Annotated in this window: 20 protein-coding genes and 1 pseudogene; 6 read left to right on the top strand and 15 right to left on the bottom strand. The window is 39.4% G+C overall.

The annotated features are described in order from the left end of the window. Positions 1-87: 87 nt before the first annotated feature. Positions 88-981 carry an aminoglycoside phosphotransferase family protein gene (locus tag AC2TFD_RS26745; protein WP_484674289.1) on the bottom strand — a complete coding sequence of 298 codons (894 nt, stop codon included), beginning with the start codon at positions 979-981 and terminating at the stop codon, positions 88-90. 309 nt (positions 982-1,290) lie between these two features. After that, on the bottom strand, positions 1,291-1,794 hold the full coding sequence (locus tag AC2TFD_RS26750; RefSeq protein WP_484674290.1) for a DoxX family membrane protein: 504 nt from the start codon (positions 1,792-1,794) through the stop codon (positions 1,291-1,293). Between the two features lie 236 nt (positions 1,795-2,030). On the opposite strand from AC2TFD_RS26750, the gene AC2TFD_RS26755 reads away from it, so the two are divergent. Further along, complete coding sequence (locus AC2TFD_RS26755) at positions 2,031-2,960, top strand: ABC transporter ATP-binding protein (protein WP_484674291.1); 930 nt, start codon at positions 2,031-2,033, stop codon at positions 2,958-2,960. A gap of 1 nt (position 2,961) precedes the next feature. Beyond that, positions 2,962-4,083, top strand: coding sequence for an ABC transporter permease (locus AC2TFD_RS26760; RefSeq protein WP_335568714.1), 1,122 nt, complete (start codon positions 2,962-2,964; stop codon positions 4,081-4,083). 244 nt (positions 4,084-4,327) lie between these two features. On the opposite strand, the pseudogene AC2TFD_RS26765 reads toward AC2TFD_RS26760, so the two are convergent. The 6 genes and pseudogenes from AC2TFD_RS26765 to AC2TFD_RS26790 form a co-directional block, all read right to left on the bottom strand. Continuing rightward, positions 4,328-4,830: pseudogene (locus tag AC2TFD_RS26765) on the bottom strand (DoxX family membrane protein). A 244-nt stretch (positions 4,831-5,074) separates the two neighbouring features. Beyond that, positions 5,075-6,016: a carbohydrate kinase family protein gene (locus AC2TFD_RS26770; RefSeq protein WP_484674292.1), complete on the bottom strand. Its 942-nt coding sequence runs from the start codon at positions 6,014-6,016 to the stop codon at positions 5,075-5,077. Between the two features lie 65 nt (positions 6,017-6,081). Beyond that, positions 6,082-7,530 carry a glycoside hydrolase family 32 protein gene (locus AC2TFD_RS26775; protein WP_484674293.1) on the bottom strand — a complete coding sequence of 483 codons (1,449 nt, stop codon included), beginning with the start codon at positions 7,528-7,530 and terminating at the stop codon, positions 6,082-6,084. A gap of 75 nt (positions 7,531-7,605) precedes the next feature. After that, complete coding sequence (locus AC2TFD_RS26780) at positions 7,606-9,228, bottom strand: ABC transporter substrate-binding protein (protein ID WP_484674294.1); 1,623 nt, start codon at positions 9,226-9,228, stop codon at positions 7,606-7,608. A gap of 15 nt (positions 9,229-9,243) precedes the next feature. After that, complete coding sequence (locus AC2TFD_RS26785; protein WP_484674295.1) at positions 9,244-10,131, bottom strand: carbohydrate ABC transporter permease; 888 nt, start codon at positions 10,129-10,131, stop codon at positions 9,244-9,246. A gap of 15 nt (positions 10,132-10,146) precedes the next feature. Further along, positions 10,147-11,082 carry an ABC transporter permease gene (locus AC2TFD_RS26790; RefSeq protein WP_484676367.1) on the bottom strand — a complete coding sequence of 312 codons (936 nt, stop codon included), beginning with the start codon at positions 11,080-11,082 and terminating at the stop codon, positions 10,147-10,149. A gap of 210 nt (positions 11,083-11,292) precedes the next feature. Between AC2TFD_RS26790 and AC2TFD_RS26795 the strand changes: the two genes are divergently transcribed. Beyond that, a complete protein-coding gene (locus AC2TFD_RS26795; RefSeq protein ID WP_484674296.1) occupies positions 11,293-12,198 on the top strand; it encodes a nuclease-related domain-containing protein in 906 nt (301 codons plus the stop codon). A 798-nt stretch (positions 12,199-12,996) separates the two neighbouring features. Here AC2TFD_RS26795 and AC2TFD_RS26800 read toward each other — a convergent pair. Genes AC2TFD_RS26800 through AC2TFD_RS26810 form a run of 3 tightly spaced genes read right to left on the bottom strand, consistent with a single transcriptional unit; the run spans position 12,997 to position 17,680 of the window. Next, positions 12,997-14,304, bottom strand: coding sequence for an ABC transporter substrate-binding protein (locus AC2TFD_RS26800; protein WP_484674297.1), 1,308 nt, complete (start codon positions 14,302-14,304; stop codon positions 12,997-12,999). 24 nt (positions 14,305-14,328) lie between these two features. Continuing rightward, positions 14,329-15,909: a response regulator transcription factor gene (locus AC2TFD_RS26805; RefSeq protein WP_484674298.1), complete on the bottom strand. Its 1,581-nt coding sequence runs from the start codon at positions 15,907-15,909 to the stop codon at positions 14,329-14,331. Continuing rightward, positions 15,884-17,680 (bottom strand): sensor histidine kinase, encoded by a 1,797-nt coding sequence (locus AC2TFD_RS26810; protein WP_484674299.1) that lies wholly within the window; start codon positions 17,678-17,680, stop codon positions 15,884-15,886. Before AC2TFD_RS26810 ends, AC2TFD_RS26805 begins: the two co-directional genes overlap by 26 nt. A gap of 1,125 nt (positions 17,681-18,805) precedes the next feature. Here AC2TFD_RS26810 and AC2TFD_RS26815 point away from each other — a divergent pair. Continuing rightward, entirely contained in the window at positions 18,806-19,723 is a 918-nt protein-coding gene (locus AC2TFD_RS26815; RefSeq protein WP_484674300.1) for an aldo/keto reductase, read from the top strand. Positions 19,724-19,953: 230 nt separating this feature from the next. After that, entirely contained in the window at positions 19,954-20,154 is a 201-nt protein-coding gene (locus AC2TFD_RS26820; RefSeq protein WP_335517937.1) for a Fur-regulated basic protein FbpA, read from the top strand. 112 nt (positions 20,155-20,266) lie between these two features. Here AC2TFD_RS26820 and AC2TFD_RS26825 read toward each other — a convergent pair whose 3' ends face one another. Next, entirely contained in the window at positions 20,267-21,220 is a 954-nt protein-coding gene (locus AC2TFD_RS26825) for an AEC family transporter (protein ID WP_484674301.1), read from the bottom strand. A gap of 182 nt (positions 21,221-21,402) precedes the next feature. Continuing rightward, on the bottom strand, positions 21,403-21,558 hold the full coding sequence (locus tag AC2TFD_RS26830) for a hypothetical protein (RefSeq protein ID WP_484674302.1): 156 nt from the start codon (positions 21,556-21,558) through the stop codon (positions 21,403-21,405). 144 nt (positions 21,559-21,702) lie between these two features. On the opposite strand from AC2TFD_RS26830, the gene AC2TFD_RS26835 reads away from it, so the two are divergent. Then, positions 21,703-22,386, top strand: coding sequence for a YdeI/OmpD-associated family protein (locus AC2TFD_RS26835; protein WP_484674303.1), 684 nt, complete (start codon positions 21,703-21,705; stop codon positions 22,384-22,386). 81 nt (positions 22,387-22,467) lie between these two features. Here the strand turns inward: AC2TFD_RS26835 and AC2TFD_RS26840 are convergent, their stop codons facing one another. Both AC2TFD_RS26840 and AC2TFD_RS26845 read right to left on the bottom strand, forming a co-directional pair. Continuing rightward, entirely contained in the window at positions 22,468-22,917 is a 450-nt protein-coding gene (locus tag AC2TFD_RS26840) for a hypothetical protein (protein WP_484674304.1), read from the bottom strand. Between the two features lie 176 nt (positions 22,918-23,093). Continuing rightward, entirely contained in the window at positions 23,094-23,234 is a 141-nt protein-coding gene (locus tag AC2TFD_RS26845; RefSeq protein ID WP_484674305.1) for a hypothetical protein, read from the bottom strand. Positions 23,235-23,347 lie beyond the last annotated feature (113 nt).

Below are 23,347 nucleotides of genomic sequence, written 5' to 3' on the forward strand. Positions count from 1 at the left end.
TATTTAGAAATGGCTTATATCATTCTTTATTTAGATGGCGGAAGTGCAAAAAGGCGTTTCGTAAGTCGAATCGCCTTTTTAGAACCACTATTCGAGAAATTCTTTAAACCAATTCACACATTGATAAGAGGTTTCCCAATCAGCTTGGTCCTCAATCCCCCAACAAGCATAAAGTGTCCCTAAAGCCACTGCAGCTTTTAACAAGCGTTGCCGGTCAAGACCCAGCTGTTCACAAATTATATCGACTCGAAGCTTCAGGAGGCTTTTGGGATCAGCCTTTGACTCTAATTGATTCACCAAAAAGGAAACAACATCAAAGTATGGATCCCCTGCAACTCCTTTTGGATCAATCGCCATCCAGCCTTGCTTCTCGGAATACAGTATGTTTTCATGGTGCAGATCGCCATGGAGCAGTTCAGGACCATCAGATAAATCCATCACCTGTTGGAAAAAGTCCTCTGCTAACTGAATATGTTCTTGAGGTATTGGACCTTTAGGGAAATTTTTCTGATACCGAGGAAGCCCCTCAAACCAATGTGTCAGGGATGGGGTAGACGTTTCGTTTGGGACAGGTCTGCGAATGGCTTTCCACACCTTGATAAATGTTTCCGTAACATGCCTTTCATCTTTTTCTACAGACAGCATCCTTCCAGGGACGAGCCGCTCTAACAACATAACGCCATTTTCCGGGTCAGACTTCAACAGCTTGGCACAGCCGTTTCCATCATACGCCTTTAATGTTATCATCTCATTTCGCGTATCAAAATTCGGGACACCGAGCTTTAGGATTAACGGTGTTCCCTTAGGATCGGTTACTTTTATGACATAATTATAGGAAAGATTCTCAACAGGACCTTCATTGGTAAGATTCCATTTTTTCAAATAGGTATTGACGGTTTGTTCTAAAGACTCTAACCAGGACTTTCCATCGGGGCCAAAGGCGTTGACGATTTTTTCCTGAAAGGGTTGTGCAATTATCATATTTATGTAATCTCCTTCATTTTTGCAGGGTTAGGCGTTATTATTTCAACAAACACTTCTGAATTCCTTTTTTTTAGGGAGATTGTGATGAATTTTGTCTGCTTTCCTTATTGAAATTTACTTGATAGTGATATATCTGCGTTAATGGGATTATATCTGCCTAAATCGATTTATATCTGCGTTAAACGGGATTTATCTGCAAAGATAATTTCAACCGATAAAAAGACGATTCGCGGGGGAACGAATCGTCTTTTTGCTGCTATATCGTTGATTCGAGGAGGAATCGAATCATTGATTTTCTACTATCAGTTATGCTGCTGCTTTTGCCTTGCTATTTCCAACTGTTTTGCGGATGAATGGTACGACCCAGCGGTCTAAACCGTATCTTCCTGCGTTGTAACCTGCTGTTAAGATGATGAACCCTAAGAAGATATCTGTTGGGTTATGAGATACAGTTCCGGCTAAGAAGAAGCTGAAGTTCATGACTAATCCGAAGAACATCGCTGCAGTTGTTAAACATCCAAGCATAAGACCTAAACCGATTAATAGTTCACCCCAAGGAACGATGAAGTTGAAGATATCAATGTTTGGTAACGCAAAGCTTTCTAAAAAGTTTACATACCAGCTGTACACCATGCTGCCATCTGGACCTTTTACTGGATTTGCTACCGCATTTTTTAAATATCCTGAAGCGTCAAATCCGCCTGTGAGTTTCCCATATCCTGCTGTGAACCAAGCGTATCCAAGGTATAAACGAATGATTGTTAAAATAGCTGCTGAGATTTTATTTTCTCTTAAAAAGTTGTTAAACATAGGTCATTCCGCCTTTCAAAATTAACTTACTCTTTATACTTACACTATATTGGATTTTGCCGGTTAGTAACATGGGTATAGTGTTAAGTTCACAGTTTGTTTGAAATGATTTGACGGAAGTTTGAACAGCTATCATTCATATGAATTATGCATAAAGTTCGAATGATTTTCTTAAATGGAACATATAGAAAAACAGGGCAATAGTCTGAGGTCCCAAGGGAAAGGCAGGAGAGAACATGAACGTTTTAGAAGTAAAAAATCTTCAAAAATCATTTGGAAATATTATCGCTGTGAAGGATATTAGTTTCTCCGTCCAAGCTGGAGAAGTGTTCACCATCATTGGACCAAATGGTGCAGGAAAAACGACCACGCTTGAAATGATTGAAGGATTGGTAACACCTGAACACGGCGAAATCCATTTTGGCGAAATGAACTGGAGCCATCATGGTGTTGCCATAAAGATGAAGATTGGTGTTCAGCCCCAAGCTAGTGCCATGTTTGACTTATTAACCCCTGAAGAAAATTTAGATCTTTTTGCCACCTTCTATGAAAAGGCGCGTCCCACTGACGAGATTTTAGAACTAATAAATCTTACGGAACACCGGAAAAATCAAGTAAAAAAACTATCAGGCGGTCAGCGCCAAAGGCTTGCGATTGGACTGGCGATGATCAGCGATCCCGATATTATTTTCCTTGATGAACCGACTACTGGACTTGATCCTCAGGCTCGCCGGCATATTTGGGATATCATTCTCGAGCTCAAAAAGCTAGGAAAGACCACCATTCTAACGACACATTATATGGAAGAAGCAGAAAAATTAAGCGATCGGGTATGTATTGTTGACCAAGGAAACATTGTAACAATCGATACCCCGGCTGCACTAATTGAAAAATTAACAAAAGAACGAGAAGTACGATTGGCCTTTCTTGACAGTGAAGAAGCTGCGAACGAGGCTGTCGCTTTCGCAAACCATCTAAATTCTGTATCCCGAACCCAGCTTGAAGGTGCTGTATTAAAGCTTTGGACGATTAAACCGGAGGATACCCTCCTGGATTTATTTAAATTTACAAAGGAAAGGAATTATCAAGTGGAACAAGTCTCCATCCGCGAAATGAGCTTAGAGGATGTCTTTATTGCCTTTACTGGTAAGGAATGGAGGGATTAGATTGAACAATTTTAACCAATTTAAAAAGATGTTCGGAGCACATTTAAAATTGACCCTTCGTGAAAAACAAGCTTGGTTTTGGGGAATCTTCTTCCCTGTTATCTTAATGGTCATCTTTATGGTTATTTTTAGCGGAAGTTCAGATGACGAATTTCAATCCGAAATTGCAATCGTAGCCGAAAGCCCTAATCCGACCTCCGAAATGCTAGTAACACAAATCACTCAACTGCCCATTCTTGAGGTAAAAACAGATAAACCGGTTAGTCGTGATACCGCTGAGCAATGGGTAAAGGACAAGGAAGTGGATGCGGCGATTGTCTTGCCAGCGTCAGCAGATGACACCTCGTTTGTACTTTTGGTAAACAAGGAAGATGAGCGCGGGGCGACCACTCAAGCGTTATCTGCCATTCTCGATAAAATGGTTCAACAAGCTAATTTATCCGTTGTAGGGGCAGCACCTACCTTTGATATTCAATTTGAATCACTTACATCTGGAACGAATGAATTAAACTATACAGACTTCCTATTAACTGGAATGATTGCCTTATCGATTGCGCAGGGCGGGATGTTCGGTATGGTGGATTTAGTCGAAATGCGCCGCAAAGGCTTAATCAAAAGACTTCGAATGACACCTGCAAAAATGGGGATATTTGGCCTAAGCGATATGGTCATGAGGCTGTTATTCAGTATTATTCAAATCCTTCTATTATCACTAATCGGAGTTTTCTTCTTTGGTGCAAATCTCTTTATTAATTTCCCAAGCCTGATCATCGTCTTTTTAATAGGAGCGCTTTCCTTCAATGCTTTAGGTTACTTATTTTCATCTTTCAGCACGACACAAAATGCTTATATGGGAGTTGCCAACATTGTCAGCTTTGTCATGATGTTTTTGAGCGGCGTTTTCTTTCCGATTGAAACGATGCCGGATTGGATCCAACCGATATCCAATCTCCTGCCTCTCACCTATTTTGCCGAGGGCTTGAGAGATAGTATGGTATATGAAACAGGATTGTTCTCAAGTACACTTTGGTTTGGAATTGGCGTATTAGTTATTTGGGGCGCACTGTCCTTTATGGTGGGATCTTGGTTGTATAAACGAAAGTTTATTGTCGCTGTACGATAATAGGAAGGAAGGGGACTCCCCTTCCTTTTTTCTCATTACCTTGAACGTGATATATCTGTGTTAAAAGAGCTATATCTGCGTTAAATGAAATATATCTGCGTTAAACTGAATATATCCGCGTTAATGGAATTATATCGGCGATGCTGATTTCCCTCCATTAGAAAAGACGATTCGCGGGGGAACGAATCGTCTTTTTTGCTATCTATATTCGTGATTCGCTGGGGACGAATCATGTTACTATTTGTTATGCCGTTGCTTTCGCATTACTTTTTGCAAATGTTTTGCGGATAAATGGTACCACCCAGCGGTCTAAACCAATGCGGCCAGCGTTGTAACCAGCTGTTAAAAGAATGAATCCTAAGAAAATGTCTGTTGGATTATGAGATACTGTACCAGCTAAGAAAAAGCTAAAGTTCATCACTAAACCAAAGAACATCGCTGCTGTTGTTAAACATCCAAGCATAAGTCCTAAGCCGATTAATGTTTCGCCCCAAGGAACGATGAAGTTGAAGACATCGATGTTTGGTAGCGCAAAGCTTTCTAAGAAATTTACATACCAGCCGTACACCATATTGCCATCTGGACCTTTTACTGGATTTGCTATGGCATTTTTCAGGAATCCAGAAGCGTCAAAGCCGCCAGTGAATTTCCAAAACCCGCTGTAAACCAAGCATAGCCAAGGTATAAACGGATAACAGTCAAAATAACTGATGAGACATTACTTTCTCTTAAAAGTTTATTAAACATAAGACATTCCGCCTTTCAAAACTAACCTGTTCTCTATATTTACACTATATTGGATTTCAATCATTAATAACATGGTCATAGTGTTAAGTTCACAATTTGTTTGAAATGATGTGACGGAAGATTGAACGGCTAATCTACTCTATATTCCCCTCGTAAAGGTTGGTTATGCTTATGACAAAGTTAATAAATATGGTTCTGTATTAAATGATTCCTAATAAAAAGGAACTCCTAATAAAACGATTACTCACTTTATCTCATCTAAAGTTGGTATCGCCGAAATTGCCCCTACCTTGGTGCAAACAAGCGCACCTACTTTATTGCTAAATGAAATAATGTTTTTAAGCGCTTCAAAATCTTCTAATGCTGGATTTATTTTTGCCAGCTGGTAAAGCGTTGCGCCTACAAAAGCATCCCCAGCTCCCGTCGAGTCAATCGATTTTACTTTTACACTTGGGATTATCTCGCTGCGGTAGCCATTAGATAGGTACGTTCCTTTACTTCCTAACGTGACTGCAACCACTTTGGCACCTAATTGATGCAGAGCAGCAGTTCCCGCCGCTAAATCACTGCTGCCTGAAATAATGTGCAATTCTTCATCACTGACTTTTACAAAATCCGCTAGGGCAATGCCCTTTTTGGCTAATTGAATAAAATGAACCTCTCTGTTTCTCCAAAGGTCACTCCGGAAATTTGGATCAAACGAAATAAATTTTCCGTTATTTTTTGCCTTTCTCATGACCGCAAAATAGGTCGATTGAAACGGATCATTTAATAAAGCAGTCGCAGAGCCAAAATGGTGAATAGCAGCGTTGTTAAGCTTATCGTGATCAAGCTCTTCTTCTACTAAAAAAGCATCTGCGCCGCGATTAAAGACAAAATCTCGTTGGCCATTTGCTTGCAAGGATACGAAAGCCAAGGTCGTCGGATGTACATCATCGAGCACGATCATTGATGTATCCACCAGTGCGTCATCCAATGCCTTTTTTAAAAAATGTCCAAATGGATCGTTGCCGACTTTACCGCAGAATTGTGCTGTACCACCGAGCTTGGCAATTGTTGCACACACATTTGCAGGTGCTCCTCCGGCTTGTTTTTCAAAATTTTTGCCTTCCATTAAACTAATGTCGATATCGGTACAGAAAAAATCAATCAATAATTCACCCATACATAAAATTGATGCATTCATTCTAAACACCCTCCTATTATAAAAATAAAGCTCTAACCAATGACAATAGTTAGAGCTTTAACTGGTTATTTCCAAATTGAATCGAGTTCAGTTAAGGTGACATCCAGCAGCTTGGTGGTTCCTTCATTTGAAAATATTGAAAGTTCTTTACTACCTTCACTTGGGAAAAATAAGCTAGTAATTGCGACCTCCCCATCATTGGCAAAAACCTCGATAGATGAAGTATCCAAGAATACCCGGAGCTTCAACCGTTGATGATTCAACTTTAACGGTGCCTCTTGGATAGCTGGAAAGGATGTCGAAAAGCGATGATCCCCCGACTTCGTTCGGTCCACAACTAACTTTTCTGCTATGGCGTCATAACCTATCACCGTTTTTTCTTCCACAGAATGGTGGATGACAAATCCAAATTGGTTTGAACTTTCTTTTTCAAACTCAATATTGATCTCCATTAATGAAGATGGTAATGGAATAGTGCCTGCTTCTTCTGCATACTTTTTCGTTTCTTTCCGGATCGACACAACTTCAGCAACAGTTTTTTGGAATAATCGAATTCCATCTGCTGTAGAAGCTAATGTTAATTCTCTTGGTAAGGTCATCGCACTTCGCCACACTCCTGTTGGCACTTGGTTCGCATAGCGCCAGTTGCTCATCCATCCAAGATAAATACGTCTTCCATCCTGGATATCCGACCAGCTTACACCTGCATAATTATCCCGTCCGTAATCTAACCATAGTATCGTCGTATCGTCATAGTCATTCACAAACGTCTTTCCATCAAAGTCACCAATAAAATATTGTGTTCTCGAACCTTCTGCGGACTGACCGTTATCACCGATACTGACAATCATTACCCACTTTTCCTGGCCGCCATCTACTGTCAGTTTGAATAAATCAGGGCATTCCCACACACCATCATGTGAACCGGCAGTATGTCCAAATTCACTGGCAAATTCCCATTCTTTTAAGTTAAGGGAAGTATAAATCGTAATCGTTTGGCCGGTTGCCAGCACCATCACCCATTTTTTGGATTCCTCATGCCAAAACACTTTCGGATCACGGTAATCGGTAATGGCAACGTCGGAAAGAACAGGATTTCCTTCATATTTTACCCACGTTCTGCCATTATCCTTACTGTACGCTAAGCTTTGTTGCTGAAGCGGCCGGTCAGAATCCGGATAGGTGCCAGCACTTGTATAAATCGCAACCAAACCAGGTTGATTTTTTTCAAAAAATCCTGTTGTGTTGTTCCAATCGACAACCGCGCTTCCTGAAAATATCGCCCCCAATTCATCAGGATATAACGCTATTGGCAGGTGCTCCCAGTGAATCAGATCCTTACTAACCGCATGTCCCCAATGCATGGGTCCCCAGGTAGTACCATAAGGATGGTATTGATAGAACAAATGATATTCATCATTAAAAAAGACCATTCCATTCGGGTCATTCATCCAGTTTTCCTCTGGTGAAAAATGAAATTGCGGCCGGTGCAGCTCTTTATATGTTTGTGCCATTTTTTCCCTCTCCCTTTTTCAATACTAGTGAAAAAGGCTGTACGCATGTCCAACCGCTTCACAGCCTTTTTCTGCTTATTCTTGATTTCGGTCATAACCCTTTTGTTTAATATCTAACCACTCTTGTAGTCCAAGGCGATCTAATTCTGCTAAATAATCATTCCATTCTTTTTCAACGCCGCCATTGGCAATCCATTCCGCACGCTTTCGCTTAATATAAGCAAACAAATCTGTTTCGATCACGGAAATTCGATCAAGGTCCTCAAGTGAGAAGAAGACACGCGGGTAAATATTTTCAGCTTCCATGTAGGGAACCATAACTTCCCTCATTAAGTTCAATCTCCATGCTGCATCATCTGGTTTGGTTGTCACAGTACCGTAGTAGCTGTCTAAGATCGCTAACGGCCCGCCGACAGATGTTTTTTCTCTCAACTCAACTGGTGCTGTCCCTTCTAACGGAAGATGTTTTAACATTTTTGAAGCCTCGTCCATTCCAAAAATGTTTTGTTGCTTTTCATCCCCATACGTACCCCAGTTATTCTGTACAGATTGAGACGGATCATAAAGCTGATCAATCCACTTCGCCGTTAATTCAAGGTTTTTATTTGCTGACGTCACCACTAAGCGTGAACGATCAAATCCCATTCCATTGGTTCTCGCAACATTTTGATGCCCTTCAGGTCCCTTTAATGGAGCTAACAAATCGTAATCATCGCCCATTCCTGTGATATTTCCTTTATCCCATGTGAAGTATAAACCATACTTTTTGTCCCGGCCTTTTGAAAGATAGGTATTCCAATCTTGTTCAAAAGCCTCGATATCGATTAATCCTTCATTGTATAAATCATTAAACCAGCTAATCGCTTTTTTATAGCTATCATCAGCCGCGGTAAGTTTTACTTCTCCATCATTCGTGACAACGGTGAAATCCCAGTTATCACCTAGACCAAAGGCACCGAATAAGGAATGTGGGTCCTGTCCGCCATCATTAATAATGAATGACATTGGGATCTCGTCCGCTTCGCCATTGCCATTTGGATCTTGTGTTTTAAACTCGATTAATACTTGCTTTAACTCTTCTGTTGTTTTCGGAACATCTAATCCTAATTTATTTAACCATTCCATATTGATCCAAGGGAACGCATCCAGGGAGTGAATACTTTCTTTTCCTTCACCTAACTCCTCAATCCACGGGAACGCATAGATATGGCCATCAGGTGCCGTCATCATGGCTTTGTACTGTGGTGCTTTTTCAAGAACTGCTTGTAAATTTGGCATATACTGAATTAAATCCTCAACCGGTACAATTACTCCATCCTTCGCATGCTTTAATAGTTCATAATCACTGAAACCGGCATTAAAGATTGCGTCTGGAAGCTCACCACTAGCGATGGCTAAATTTCTTTTTTCATTAAAGATATCGGTCGTATAGTTTCTCCAATCAATTTTCACACCCGTTTGATCTTCCAAGCGTTGAAAAATTAACTTTTCATTTGGATCTTCAGGAGCTAATGGTGAACTTGATGTCATAATCTTTAATGTTTTTTCCTCTTTTAATGGGAAGGTTACTTCTGTTAACCCATAATCCTTAGAAGAGAAATTTTCGCTGCCGCCGCTCTTATTTGTACAGCCAGTTAGTAGTAGAGAACCTGAAAGCAGTAGTGCTGAAGCGGTTGTAAACATTTTTTTTTTCATCATAATCCCTCACTTTTTTTATTTAAGAGAACCAACCATTACTCCCTTTTCAAAATACTTTTGGAAGAATGGGTACATAATCAATAACGGTAAACTTGCGATGACAATCGAGGAATAACGGATCATTTCTGAGATTCTCATCAACTCGTTTCGAGCCTCTACATCCGCAACCATTCCAGGCTGTACCTCGTTTTGGATTAGAATCGAACGCAAGACTAATTGCAGTGGATGTAATTCTCGATCATCCAGGTAGATCATGGCATCGAAGTAGGCGTTCCATTGTCCAATGAAGGCATATAATGCGAGAACAAAGATAATCGGTTTTGATAAAGGTAAAATGATTTTAAAGAAAATTTTCAAATCAGAGGCGCCGTCAATTCGCGCCGCTTCCTTCAACTCATTCGGAACCGCTTTAAAGTACGTTCTAGCGAGAATAATAAACCAGACATTCACTGCACCTGGCAGGATAATTGCCCAAATCGTATTCAGCATTCCTAAATCTCGAATAACAAAATACGTCGGAATTAAGCCTCCTCCGAAAAACATCGTAAATAGGAAGAAAATCATAAATACCTTTTTACCAACTAACCCATCTACCGATAACGTATAACCCGCAAAGAGGCAAACAACTACGGTCACAATCGTAAAGCCAGTTGAATATAGGAGTGAATTGAAAAACCCTCTCACAATGGTGTCATCCGTAAAGAGCCGCTTATAGCCTTCTAATGACCAATCAGAAGCATGCAGCGAAAGTCCTTTTCGAATGATCGCATTCGGTTCTAAGAAAGACGACAGAAATACATACAGTAGTGGTCCGACAATGGCAAGGACGATAATCATTAATAGAATATTATTGATTCGAAGCAGGATTCGGTCGCCCTTTGGGTGTTTGATTCTGTTGTTCATACGTTTCCTCCTTCCTTAAACGAGTCCTTCGCCTTCGTTTAGTTTTTTAACTACTTGATTGACAAACACGAGTAAAAAGACATTCACAACAGCATTAAATAATCCAACAGCCGTAGCAAACGAGTAATCCCCTGCCAACAGTCCTCGTTTATACACATAGGTGGCGATAATTTCTGATGACGGCGAATTCATCGATGTTTGCAAAAGATACGCTTTTTCAAAACCAATCCCCATGATTCCTCCAGCTGCCAGGATGAACAATACCGCCATAACTGGTTTCAGTGTTGGAAGGTCAATATGCCAAATTCGTTGTAGGAGTGAAGCACCGTCAAGGGTTGCGGCCTCATGAAGCTGCGGGTCAACATTTGCAAGTGCGGCCACATAAACAATCGAAGCCCAGCCTGCTCCTTGCCAAACTCCCGACCAAATGTAGATGGATCTAAAATAATCAGGGTCCGACATGAATGATATCGGCTTATCCAAAAAGGTTGATAACAACGCATTTACAGGACCTACCGGTGATAGAAAAAGAAAGACCATTCCTGAAACGACAACCACGGATATGAAATGTGGTGCATAAAGGGCTAATTGAATGTTCTTTTTCACACTCGATTTTCTCAGCTGATTTAACATCAAGGCCAAAATAATCGGAATCGGAAAACCGATTAACAGTTCAAATGAACTTAATTTAATCGTGTTCATCAGGATTTCCATGAAATTTGGAGATGTTAGGAAACTTGTAAAATGTTTAAAACCTACCCACTCACTTCCCGCAATTCCCCTTACTGGACTAAAATCTTTAAAGGCAATCGTTGCCCCGTATATTGGGATGTACTTGAAAATAATTGTAAGAATCACGGCAGGAGCAATAAGCAAATAAAGAATATAGTTCTTTTTGATATATTGAAGGTTCCTGCTTAATTTGGTAGGTTTACTTGAATGAACCGGCATGACTTGCTCTGCTTTTACTATTTCTTCCACTCTCTTACCCTCCTATCCACATAATCTGCTGAAAGCACTTTCAACATAGGTTAAATATAACAAAGAGAAGAAAAAGAAGAGTTTAATATTTTTGGTTCGTGTAGTTTAAAATTTTCGGGAGTTTGACATCGCTTTCACTCTTCTTTTTCGATATGATGGGAAGTAGAAAGGATGTGGGATATGCCATACAAAGCCCGAAGTGTATCAATGGTATTAAAAGTTTTAAGAGTTTTGAATAAACGAGAGAAATTAACCGAGGATGATCAGAGGTATTATCAAAACCAAGAAAAAGGTTTTCAAGGGGAAGTTCAGTTTGATGGATTGACGGAAAAACTTCAGCGTAGCTGCCATATTTTGAACGATTTACAGCTTGTGAATAACAAGTCAAATTTCCAACTGGATTCATCTCTTATTTTTCAAGACACCTATTCCCTTTTTGATGTGAAAAATTTCGAAGGCGAGTACGTTTATGACGCTGAATATTTTAAGTCACTCAGCGGACGAGATTTCCAGAACCCGCTAGACCAGCTAAAACGAAGTAAGTTACTGCTGAGCAATCTTCTTCAATCGTTAGGAAGTAAACTAATCGTTGAAGCATACGTTATTTTCATTAACCCCCAGTTTACGTTATATCAAACTCCACCTGACCTTCCTTTTGTACTTCCAACCCAGCTTGACACCTTTATGAAAAAATTAGACCAGAAGCCATCACGGCTCAATCAATCGCATAAAACCCTAGCGGACCAACTCATTTCCTTACATCAAATAGTCCCACCTAATATCCAGCTTCCTGCTTATAAGTATGAGAACATGAAAAAAGGGATGACCTGCTGCAAATGTGACTCATTTACCGTGACGATAGTCGGGAAGAAATTGATCTGTGATAAATGTGGATGTATAGAACTGGTAACAGTTGCGGTTATGCGCAATGTAGAGGAATTCAAGCTTCTGTTTCCGGAGCGGAAAATTACGACAAACATTATTTATGAATGGTGTGGCATAATCGATTCTAGGAAAAGAATAAGCAGAGTTCTGGGAAAGAATCTTAAAATTACTGGCCTTGGCCAATGGGCCTTTTATGAGTAACATGCAGCATGTTCTATTTTGAAAATTTGTCCTTAAGACATTGTCTTAAGGATATTTTTATATTCTCGGTATTTTGTAGATTGATTGATTGAAGACATATCTTATCGTTACAACTGGGGGTTGGTTGGTTCACTTGATTTGTCCTCAATACCCCTGCTTGAGGACAAATTCTCTTTGGCTGCTCGCTAGTTTTGTCCTCAATACGGTTGATTGAGGACGAATCCTCTTTGCCCACTCACTAGTTTTGTCCTCAATACCCCTGCTTGAGGTCGAATCCTCTTTGGACTCTCACTAGTTTTGTCCTTAATACCCCTGCTTGAGGTCGAATCCTCTTTGGCCGCTCACTAGTTTTGTCCTCAATACCCCTGTTTGAGGACGAATCCCCTTTGGCCGCTCACTAGTTTTGTCCTCAATACCCTTGCTTGAGGACGAATCCCCTTTGGCCGCTCACTAGTTTTGTCCTCAATACCCCTGCTTAAGGACGAATCCTCTTTGGGTTCTCACTAGTTTTGTCCTCAATACCCCTGCTTGAGGACGAATCCTCTTTGGCCGCTCGCCAGTTTTGTCCTCAATACCCCTGCTTGAGGACGAATCCCCTTTGCCCACTCATTAGTTTTGTCCTCAATACCCCTGATTGAGGACGAATCCTCTTTGGCCCGCTCGCTAGTTTTGTCCTCAATACCCCTCCATATGGACAAACTGAGTAGTTACACGAAAGGTTTTGTCCTCAAGCACGTGTACACTATGAATTCAAGCTCATATACATAACAAAATCCCCTAGTTACTAAACTAGAGGACCTATTTAATATCTTTTAAACCATTATTAATCTTTTCCGCTGCTTCATTCGCCGCAATTCCAACGTCTTTTCCATTCTTACCTACTGCCTCAAACAACTCTTTAATGGCTTCGCTGATGACGGGATAGGCTGGAGTTACCGGCCGATTTTTCGAGTAGTTTTGGTCTTGCTGGACAAAGATATTTTTCGGATATTCATTGAGTTCAGGAAAATCTTTTGCAACTGAATATCTTGCAGGTAAATCTCCCGTGATGTCGACGAATATTTTAGCTCCCTCATACCCTGTAGCGAATTTTACAAATTCCCAGGCTTCATCCGGATGTTTCGTTTTAGCTGATATCCCTAGTGCCCAGCCGCCATTAGGGACAACCTGATTTTTCCCCTTAGGAAGCGGGGCAATCCCATAATCTTCTCCTAGAACAAAACCAGGAGTTTGTTGCAATTCCGATATTGCCCAAGAACCCAATATCGTCATCCCAAGCTTATCATTTTCGAAAGGAGCCGGAGGCATTTCAACCGCTGCTACCCCATGCTTACGATATAAATCTTGATAAAATTGCAAGGCTTCTAATGCTTCTTTAGAATTGATATATCCGTCAGCAGTTGTTCCATCTGGACTAATAATATCTGCACCGAATTGCCATAGAATCGGCATCTTAAAGTAAGCAGGGCCTTCTCCCACATTAAATCCTTGGGCAGGGTCTATCCCTATTACGCCTTTTGCTGGATTGTTGATTTTTTTCGCAGCCTCCAGTACTTCATCCCACGTCATGGGATGGTTCGGATCCCCAGATGGAAAAGGAATCCCCGCCTCCCTGAAAAGATTCATATTGTAAAATAAGGCAATACTCGATTCCACAATAGGAGCAAGGTAAATTTCATCCTTATAGGTTAAACCATTTAGTACCACTTTAGGTATATCTTCAATATTCCCTTCCTCTTTCATGTAAGAATCTATCGATAATAGGGAACCGGAGTTTGCATATAGAGCCAAGTTCGGACTATCAATGGCCATAATATCGGGATGATTTCCTGCTGCCAGTTCCGTACGCAGCCTTAATTCGTATTCGTTTCCCCAGTGCATCGATTGCATATTAATTTTAATATGGGGGTGTGCTGCTTCAAAAGCTGCAATTACCTCTTCATAGGCTTGATTAAACGCTTGATTCCCCAAATTCCGTAAAAAGGTCAACTCGATTTGTTTTACCGGTTTCTCTTTATCCGGACCTTCACTTGATAATGGTAAATAATAAAAAAGGGAAAAACCTGCCAAGCTAAAAAGTAGGATCACCACTATCCATTTCTTCACCTTATCACCGTCCTCCCTCGCAGCCTATTCCCCTATCGAGTTACGAAATTCAACAGGTGTTTGTCCAAAGTGTTTTTTAAAGACCGTACTAAAATAACCTGAATTTGAAAAACCTACCAAGTTGCTGACATCAATGATTTTCAGCTGTTTATCCTTTAGCAATTGTTTGGCCTTGTCCATTCTCAAGGAAACCAGGTAATCACTGAAGTTCTGGCCAACATGATGTTTGAAGGTTTCTGATAAATGGGCACTATTAATGTGAAATAACGTGGATAAGGTAGTAAGCGATATTTCACTTGCATAATGCTGGTCCAAATAATGGCGGATACTATCGATTAATGTCTTATTGGAAAAACGAGCAAGACGAACTTTTTCAATGATTAACGAGGCTAATTCAATCAAATCTTCTTTTACTTTATGTTGTGAGTAAAGCTTCCATATATTTTGTTGGCAATTCCAGATTGTATTTTGAATGTCTCTCGTCTCGACATCATACTTTTTGGCTAAGGAACCTAAAATAAATAACACTTGGGTGGCCGCAAATGAAAACGACATAACAGAACGACCTTCGGGGCTTTCAAGAACCATCCGTAAATTATCTTTAAAAGCAGCAAAGTCGAGGTTTTCAATAGAATTTGTTATCCGTTTCTCGAAATCTGGAGAAAAATCAAATACTTCTTCACTTGCGACAGTTTGATCGATGATCTGAGACTTAGACCCAAGTTGACTTTGGCTCCAAGCAAGTAGACTAGAGATATAGCCGTTCCTATATTCCGAAAGTCCAACCACAATCGTTCCTATACCAATGACTGTTTCTAATCTTAATAACTTGTTAACATTTTGTTGAATCTCTTGAACAAACTGGTCAGTTGAAAGAGAATTAGAGTCCAACAACTTTAAAAATTGAACCATATTAGGGTAACTTGGATCCGTAAACACAAAAGTTGCTTCCTGCTGTTGAGCGATTTCCTTACACAGCATTTGAAATGGAAGCCTTAGTTCCTCTAGTCGGTTGGAATCGCTATTTTCTCTTATTTCCACTGTTATAAACTGTACTTTTCCATTTTCATTTGCCAGTTCTTCTAACTGAAGCTGCTGAAGCCTTTCCGTCACATTCGGAAGCTGTAAACCTTCTTCTTTTGCTAAATGAAGGATAAATTGTTCCTGCGATTCTTGTAAATGAGAATGAACGATCCGGCTCATATGTGCAAATTCAACTCGTTTTCTTTTCTCGTCCTCTGCTTCTTTCCGTATTTTTCTCAATGCTTCTACTAATTCATCAGGGGCAACAGGTTTCAGTAAGTAGTCTTTAACCCCCTGTTGAAGTGAGTTCCGAACATATTCAAAATCAGAATAACCCGATAAGACAATGACTTTTACATTAGGAAACTCTTGATGGCAGCGTTTTGCCAATTCCACCCCATCCATGATCGGCATTCTCATGTCCGTAATCACCATATCGATATCTTTGGTTCGGAGGATTTCGAGAGCTTCTTTCCCATTTGAAGCTTCCTCCGCAAGTTGAAAGCCCTCCTCTTCCCAGTCGACCTTTAGGCGTAATCCTTTACGAATTTGAATCTCATCGTCCACGATTAATACCTTCATCCTGTCTATCCCCCCTTTTTAAATCAATCAGCAGTGTAATTTTAGTACCTTCATTTTTTTGAGATTCAATAAGATATGAAAAGTCATTTCCATAGGTAAGCTTCAATCGTCCAAGGACATTTCTTAGCCCAATGCTGTTCCCTTTGCTTTCCAATACAGTCAATGTTTCATCGGTTTGCTGTAAGTTTGAAATCATCTCTTCTGACATCCCTATGCCTTTGTCTTCAACAGATATGCTGATCTGATTTCCAACCTTTTCAGTTTTAATAAAAATATCTGCAAACGTCTTTTCACTAAAACTATATTTTACAGCATTTTCTACAAGCGGCTGCAAAATGAACTTAATGATGGGAAGCGTTACCGTGTCAGGGTCAATATCCATTTGTATCGTGATCATGTCTTCATATCTCAACTTTAGTATGTTCGTGTAACTTTTGATATAGTTTATTTCTTCACCTAACGGTACACTATTGCTTTTTGTATTTAATGAATATCTCAACATCTTTCCTAAATAAACGCTGACATTCATGACCTCTCTATTTTTCTCTTGAAGTGCTAAACTTCCAATAATTTCAAGGGTATTATTTAAAAAGTGAGGATTTATTTGTAATAATAAGGCCTTGTATTCCGCATCCTTCCGGCGTAAATTAGCTTCATATTCTGTTTCAATTAAATCCTGTAATCGGCCAATCGTATGTTTAGTAACGTCGATAAGGTAATCTACTTCATTATTTTGTGATTTGATGACAGGAAGCAGCACTTTTGCCCCTGAAAAATCCCCCCGTTCGATTAATCCCATCGCTTTCGCTAGTTTTCCTAAAGGCCCTGTAATCGTGTTTGATAGGAGAAACGAAGCCACTATCGTTAGGACAAAAAGGATTCCACTCGTCAGCAAAAGGTTCTGCTGCAACTGATTGGCCCTTGCGAACAATTCGGACTCCGTCACTTCACTGATTAAAATCCAATCACCAACTGGCAGCTTTTGAAAGAAAACCAGATACCTTTCCTTCTGATAAGAAGCCTCAATCAGCCCTTCTTGGTCATCGCTAGCGGTTATTTGTTTCAAACTTTGCTGCAGGATCAAACTTGGGGTCTTTATCTTCCCTGATAAAACATTTTCACCGTACTGATTTAACAAATAGGTATGCTCGTTTTGTCCCTTTTTGATTTTATTTAAAGCCGCTTCAAGTAAAACCGAAGGAAAATTCACCTTAATGACCCCTGCTGAAATCATCGTATTGGTATCAATAAGGGGAAGAATATAGCTATTAACCTTCTTCACTTGCATTTCATGACTTTGCTGAAAAGGATCTAAATGTGATTTAACATACATCTGGTTATTTTGGGTAAAATTTTGATACCAATCCGTTTCATGAAGGGTAGAATGATTTCCCCACGTCCCCGTTCCATCATCAAGCAGCACGGAAATGGACATTGCATTAGAATTGTTAATCATTATCGAGGAAAGCCCCTGTCTAAGCTGGTTCATCGATGAATCAATTTCTTCCTTCTCAGCACCTTGTCTATTTAATCTCAGCCATTCTTGTGTGGTCTGGTTAACCAGCACCTGCTTTCCTAAATCCTCTGCCTGTGTGGTGATGGAATCAACATAAAGCGAAAACTGATCCATCATTTCTATCGTCAACTCTTGTGTCTGCGCGCGAATTTCAGATGTAAAAAAGCTAGGAATCATTATTGAAAGAATAACAAATGGAATGGTTAGTAAAAATGTAAAAATAAATAATAACCGATTTCGTAATGAAAAAAGCATGGTACCCTCCTTTACAAAAGAGTTAGGAAAACCCTTACAATTATTCACAAATAGGAATAATCCATTATAGCACTTAAAGATTACGCGGCTCTAGTACATGCAGCAATTCAATTATTTTTGATACAAAAAGGCATAAAAAAGACGCCTCGGGGTGAAGGGGGAACAAATCATTTTTTTATACGGTTCTTTTCTTAAACTTTTGGCATTTTTATATATTTTTGGAGACTTAGTCCTCAATACATCCTTTTAAGGACTAATCTTCTCATGGCTCTTACTAGATTTGTCCTCAATTCCCTTGCTTGAGGACGAATCTCTTCATGGCTCTTACTAGATTTGTCCTCAATACCCTTGCTTGAGGACTAATCTTCTCAATACTCTTACTAGATTTGTCGTCAATACCCTTGCTTGAGGACGAATCTTCTCATCGCTCTTACTAGATTTGTCCTCAATACCCGTGCTTGAGGACGAATCTCCTCATGGCTCTTACTAGATTTGTCCTCAATACCCTTGCTTGAAGACGAATCTTCTCATGGCTCTTACTAGATTTGTCCTCAACACCCTTGCTTGAGGACGAATCCTCTCATGGCTCTTACTTGATTCGTCCTCAATACCCTTGCTTGAGGACGAATCTTCTCATCGCTCTTGCTAGATTTGTCCTCAATACTCTTGCTTGAGGACGAATCTTCTCATCGCTCTTATTAGATTTGTCCTCAAACCCTTGCTTGAAGACGAATCTTCTCATCGCTCTTACTAGATTAGTCCTCAATACCCTTGCTTGAGGACGAATCTTCTCATGGCTCTTAATAGATTTGTCCTCAAGCACCTTGCTTGAGGACGAATCCTTTCATGGCTCTTACTTGATTCGTCCTCAATACCCTTGCTTGAGGACGAATCTTCTCATCGCTCTTGCTAGATTTGTCCTCAATACCCTTGCTTGAGGACGAATCTTCTCATCGCTCTTACTAGATTTGTCCTCAATACCCTTGCTTGAGGACGAATCTTCTCATGGCTCTTAATAGATTTGTCCTCAAGCACCTTCACAGCCATATTCATAAATTTTGATACTGCCCTGCAAATGTGCCAAAATAGAAGAAGAAAAGTTTTCCAAAAATGGAGGTCATAGTGATGAGAACAATAAAACTAGGCAGCACTGAATTAGAAGTGCCTGTAGTAGCAGTCGGCTGTATGCGCATGAAGTCGCTTGAAAAGAAAGAAGCCGAAACCTTTATTCAAGCAGCTTTAGAGGAGGGTGCCAACTTCTTTGACCATGCTGACATCTATGGCGATGGTACAAGTGAGGAAATTTTTGCAGATGCCATACATATGAATTCTGAAATACGCGAGAACATCATTCTGCAATCAAAATGCGGCATTCGCAAGGGAATGTTTGATTTTTCAAAAGAGCATATTTTGAATTCCGTGGATGGGATCTTAAAACGTTTAAACACAGAATATCTTGATGTTTTACTCCTGCACCGCCCAGATGCTTTGGTAGAGCCTGAGGAAGTAGCGGAAGCGTTTGATATCCTTGAAAGTTCCGGAAAAGTGCGTCATTTTGGTGTATCCAACCAAAAACCGCTGCAAATCCAGCTGTTGCAGAAATTCGTAAAGCAGCCGCTTGTTGCCAATCAGTTGCAATTGAGTATTACCAACGCCAACATGATTTCTAATGGCATTAATGTAAACATGGAGAATGAATCAGCGATTGATCGCGATGGCAGTGTGCTTGATTTTTGCAGATTAAACGATATTACAATTCAGCCTTGGTCTCCGTTCCAATACGGATTCTTTGAAGGTGTCTTCCTTGGCAGTGAAAAATTTCCTGAATTAAATCAGAAAATCGATGAAATCGCTGCAAAATATGAAGTAAGCAATACCACCATCGCCATCGCCTGGCTGCTCCGTCATCCGGCCAAAATGCAGCCAGTCATTGGGACGATGAATGTGGACCGATTGAAGGATTGTATAAAGGCAAGCGAAATTCATCTAACGCGTGAAGAATGGTATAGTATTTATCGTGCTGCAGGGAATATCCTGCCGTAACGTCAATGGGAAATGGCTTTCACTGCCATTTCCTATTTTTTGTATTCTCTGCAAAGTACAATGATTTCCTTATTAGATTTTACCCCTAATTCCCACTTGACTAATCGGATTAATATGTATTATAGTATTAGTATAGAAACATAACACAAATTACTGGACAATCAGAAGTTAAATTCATTAAATATACGGCAGGATTTTTTTATAACTAGAATGAAAAGGGGAGAAATTGAATGGGTAAAATTGTTAAATACGATGAAGAGAAAAGACGTAAAGAATTAATTAACAAACTTATTACGTATGGTGTCTATAGAGTAGACAAAACAAGTCTTTTTCAATTATCTCTAGCACAATTAGAAAAGGAATACAAAAAGTTACAGGTAGATGTTCATCCGCATTGTACATCAGGTTTACGCTTTATAAATAGAAAATAGATTACCTATTTCATAAACAAAAAGATCCAAGGGAATTTCCCTTGGATTCTTTTTTTAGCACTTGGTAGAAAATAACGCTTAGAGAAATTGAAAGTACTTTGAGCGCTTTTTACTAATCGATCAGTTGAACGATCAGCATCCAGATTGGAGCAATAAATAACGAAGCAATCGTAGAAATTGTCACCATCAGAGCTGCATATTTTGAGTCCGCTTTATACACTTTTGCTACCACGGGTGCATTGGTCATAACAGGCATGGCCGCCTGCATGATAAATACTTGTTTCATAAGTAAAGGAATCGGTAAAAACCAAACCAACAACGCCATGATTCCTGGTGCAATCACAAAGCGCCCTATTAAAATTCCGGCCATGTCTTTTGAAAACTTTATTGAAGTAATTCCTGTGAAGAAAATGGAAATTCCAATAAAAAGCATGGACAGCGGCGTTACTAAACTCCCTGAATATTCAAAGTAAAACATTAAAAAGCCTGGTAATTTAACATTAAGTAATAATAAAATTAGTGCGAGCAAAAATCCAATCAGCGGCGGATTTAAAATCTTTTTTAGACCCGAGGAAAAAGAATTTTGACTTGCGTCATAATCCAAACCATCTTTACTAATCATTTGTACCCCTAATGTCCAAAAGAAAAAGGTATTGGCAAAATAGTAGAGGAGAACAAATGGTAAGCTTTCTGGTCCGAACAAGGCAAAATTTAATGGAACTCCAATAAAGATACTGTTTGAATTAAAAAACATTGAAGAAAAAGTACCTTTCCGGCCTTCCTTTACCTTTAAAAGACGAACAGCCCCGAAAGATATACACATCGTAATTAAGATAGAAGCAATCGGTATAATTAATCCAGGAGCTAAATGAATTAACTTGCTTTTTGAAAAATCCGTCATTATGAAGAAAAGCATATTTGCCGGTAATGCAAAATTCGTAACTAATTTTGCAATCAGACCTGAATTCTCGGTCGTAAACCATTTTCGTGCTGATAAATAATACCCCGTCCCCATTAACAGAAGCATGGTTAAGACACTTTCAATCGCTAGTAGTAAAACATCCATTTATTGTTCTCCAAGATTTATTTTTGTCTAGTATGAAGTTACATTTTTTCACAATCTTCAACCTATTTTATCATAAAATGACAAATAACTACCCATTCTACTTTGGATGGGATACGAATAAATAAAGACCATATCGTATGTGATTTGGTCTTCTAAATTACGTCAGGTTGAAACCCTACCCTTTATTCATCATCTACCTCGTCATCGCCGATTTCATCTTCTTCTTCCACATCTTCAATCTTTTCCCCTTCTTCAGGCTCTTCATCACGACCACAACCTGTTAAAGAGAAAAGAGAAAAACTCATGAGTAACATGAATAATATCTTTTTTAACTTCATCTCAATTAAACCTCCTTTTCATCTAGGTTTTCCAGTTTATTAGGCATTATGTTAAACACATAAATAACCTAAACAAAAAGACAATTGATAAGCTGATACTCCGAGGATAAAATGAAAAGTAGGACAAATGGGAGGAATATAAAAATGAAAGAAAATTCAACGAAAAGTGTAATTGAAAAATTGAATTTCAGTAAATATCCAGCAAAGCTAATTCCAAATACCCCTGAAGACATTGAAGATTTTAGGGCGCTTGAGTACGACACTTCTATAAAAGAGGAACAATACGACCTCATCTTTATTTTTATTTTTAAATTAGAGGATTTCGTTATCAATCTGCAGAAAGTTGTTGAAAAACAATTATTAAAGGATAACGGGTATATCTACTTTGCATACCCGAAGAAAAACAATCCAAAGTATAAGGAATACATAGAGCGCGACAGTATTTATACAGAACAACATTATGATGAGGAAGGTTTTTATCGTGGCAGTAACCTTAAGTTTTCAAGAATGGTAAGTTTCAATGAAGTCTTTACCGTAATCGGCCTGAAGGCAATAGCTGCGAAAAAGAAAAACGCCCCTAAGACCCAAAACAGCCAATGTGTGGATGACTACATTGAAAATGTAGAAGATATCAAACACTACTTACAAAAGAATGAAACCTTATTAAACATATACAACGAACTAACACCGGGTTACCAAAAAGACTGGGCCCGCTATATCTACAGCGCCAAAAGAAAAGAAACCCAAGAAAAACGCCGGCTCGAAATGGAAACCATCCTAGCAGCAGGCTACAAAACAATGGACCTATACCGTAGAGCAAAGAAATAAGCAGTATAAATGGTGCCTGTCACCGCCCGTGGACAGTGTCCACGGGCGGTGACAGGCACCATTTATACATGACTGTATGTTTCATGCTTCTTCCTCTATCTCTTCTTCGATTTCTCCTTCGGGGGCTTCTTCTTCTTCTAGTTCCTTCTCTGCTTGTATTCTTGAAATTGCTTCATTGAGCTGTTCGAATGCGTTTAGCCGGTAGTGGGCACATGCTAGAAGGTCGTCGATGATTACCGCGAATTTTTCATAGGGAACGCCATTTTTGCTGCATTCGGTAATTAACTTAAAGAAGTCTTTTTCAAATAGATGATACCGTTCTTTAAAGGTTTTCGAATCCATGGTTAAAAAATATTCATCGTCGACGACAAATTCGTTAAACACCTTTTTGGTTAACCGTTTTTTCGTAACCTCTATATCCTGTTTGTCCTGATCTTTGTCGTAATGGGCTTCATCCTCATACTCGGAGCAAAGCGTATCATAGATCTTCTCCAGCAGCTCGGTCGGGTTTAGATATTTCAACTCTTCCATAAAAATCACCCCTACCTATATAGTTGCCCAAAAAAGGAAATTTCCGACACTTGGATTATCCCTTATGCCTTTTGTTACTGTATTCCTGCACAGCTCAATTTTCGTGTACAATCTAATCTTGTATCCTGCAATGTAGCCACAAAAAAACCTAATCTCAAAAAGGATTAGGTTTCATATTATGATACTTTATTTGCTAGGATCGTTACTAATGCACTAAGTAAAATCGTGCCAATTGTAATATTAATATAAAGTATGGCTTTCTTCATCTTTTTCTTACGCATAGATTCTTCCGGTGTCATCCACATACTTTTTGCCACTATTACTGCTCCTTTTCAATCAAAAGCTGAACTACTTTAACAAGGTATTAAACGTAAAAAAATAACTGTCATATTATATAAAAATAAGAAACGCAGGTCAATATGTAAAAAAC

The organism is Neobacillus sp. plas4, from assembly GCF_057221695.1.